This is a genomic window from Aeromonas sp. QDB68 (assembly GCF_027707405.1).
In the GTDB taxonomy this organism is placed as follows: domain Bacteria; phylum Pseudomonadota; class Gammaproteobacteria; order Enterobacterales; family Aeromonadaceae; genus Aeromonas; species Aeromonas caviae.
This window is the reverse complement of the sequence record NZ_JAPCIQ010000196.1, coordinates 1-1,790: the sequence shown is the minus strand read 5'-3', so window position 1 is coordinate 1,790 and position 1,790 is coordinate 1. Positions and strand designations below refer to the sequence as shown.

Annotated in this window: 1 protein-coding gene; it reads left to right on the top strand. The window is 53.6% G+C overall.

Features of this window, described 5'->3' with window-relative positions:
- Positions 1-464: 464 nt before the first annotated feature.
- Positions 465-1,670: a NupC/NupG family nucleoside CNT transporter gene (locus PG892_RS22145; protein ID WP_223933256.1), complete on the top strand. Its 1,206-nt coding sequence runs from the start codon at positions 465-467 to the stop codon at positions 1,668-1,670.
- Positions 1,671-1,790: the final 120 nt, after the last annotated feature.

The following is a 1,790-nucleotide window of genomic DNA, read 5'->3' as shown; positions in this document are numbered from 1 at the left end:
TAGGCAGAGAAAATCCAAGCAAAACAACACGTTAGACGGTATTATTAATTCGCTTGCCGCTTAAGGTTCTGTACATGTGGCGGGCTTGCGGTATGTAAAAAGAGCACAATGGAACAGGGTGGTCATGGCCAGATCATGATGAATGGCGAGAAAACGTTTTTAATTAAACATGTCCTGGTGATGATGAGTCATCGGAGGATGCCATATGGGATATAGCCGTTATGAAATATATATACGAATGAGGAATAAAATTAATGAAAGAGCATAACTTATTGTTTTTGATTTATTTTTAAGCTTTCTCAATGACGATTAATAATCATGTGTCTTGGCAATTAATTTAAAAACGTTTGTATTATTTCGCATGCATATTTTTACCGCGGATTGTGATGATTCTCTGATTTTTAAATATGCAGTTCTTTATGATGGCGCCGGTCAAAAATAACAATTCAATGGGTGCTACTGGTATGGAATACGTTCATTTCGTGCTCGGACTCGTGATGGTCCTGGCATTGGCGTTGCTGGCAAACCGCCGCAGCTGGAAACAGATCAAGCTGCGTTACATCGGCCAGCTGCTGGTGGTCGAGCTGGCGCTCGCCTGGTTCATGCTCAACTCCGAAGTGGGTCTGGCGGTGGTGGGTGGCTTTGCCGCCGGCTTCACCAAGCTGATGGAGTTTGCCAAGCAGGGGACCGACTTCGTGTTCGGCGGTCTGGTCAACGAAGGGGCCTTCTCCTTCTTCCTGATGGTGCTGATGCCCATCGTCTTCATCTCCGTGTTGATCGGCATTTTGCAGTACATCCGTCTGCTGCCCATCGTCATTCGTGGTATCGGCACCGTGCTGGCCAGGATCAACGGCATGGGCAAGCTGGAGTCCTTCAACGCCATCAGCTCCATGATCGTCGGTCAGTCCGAGAACTTCATCGCCCTCAAGAACATACTGCCGCACCTGAACGAGAAGCAGATGTACACCCTGGCGGCGACGGCCATGTCCACCGTCTCCATGTCCATCGTCGGTGCCTACATGCAGCTGATCGAGCCGCGCTACGTGGTGGCCGCGCTGGTGCTCAACATGTTCAGCACCTTCGTGGTGCTCTCCCTCATCAACCCCTACGAGCCCGACAACACCGTGACCGATGCCAAGGCGCTGGCCGAGGGTGACGAGCACCACACGCCGAAGAAGGAGAACTTCTTCGAGATGCTAGGGGAATACATCATGGCCGGTTTCACCGTGGCGGTGATCGTCGGTGCCATGCTGGTGGGCTTCATCGCCCTGATCGCCCTCATCAACTATCTGTTCGAGGCGGCGTTCGGCGTCAACTTCCAGCACGTCATGGGCTACATCTTCTATCCCGTTGCCTGGATCCTGGGCATCCCGGGCAGTGAAGCGCTGCAGGCCGGCTCCATCATGGCGACCAAGCTGGTGACCAACGAGTTCGTGGCCATGATGGATCTGGGCAAGATTGCCGCCGAGCTCTCCCCGCGCACCGTCGGCATCCTCTCCATCTTCATGGTGTCGTTCGCCAACTTCAGCTCCATCGGCATCATTGCCGGTGCGGTGAAGGCGCTCAACGAAGAGAAGGGCAACATGGTTTCCCGCTTCGGCCTGAAGCTGGTCTATGGCTCCACCCTGGTGAGCCTGCTTTCCGCCGTTATCGCCGGTGTGATGATCTAGGTCCTCCCCCCGCGCTGCTCATGACGACCCCCTGCTTTGGCAGGGGGTCTAATGAGATGGTCACCCCCACCCTGTGAGCGGTACGCTGACAGGGTGTTTTTCTTTCAGGAGAGGCCATCA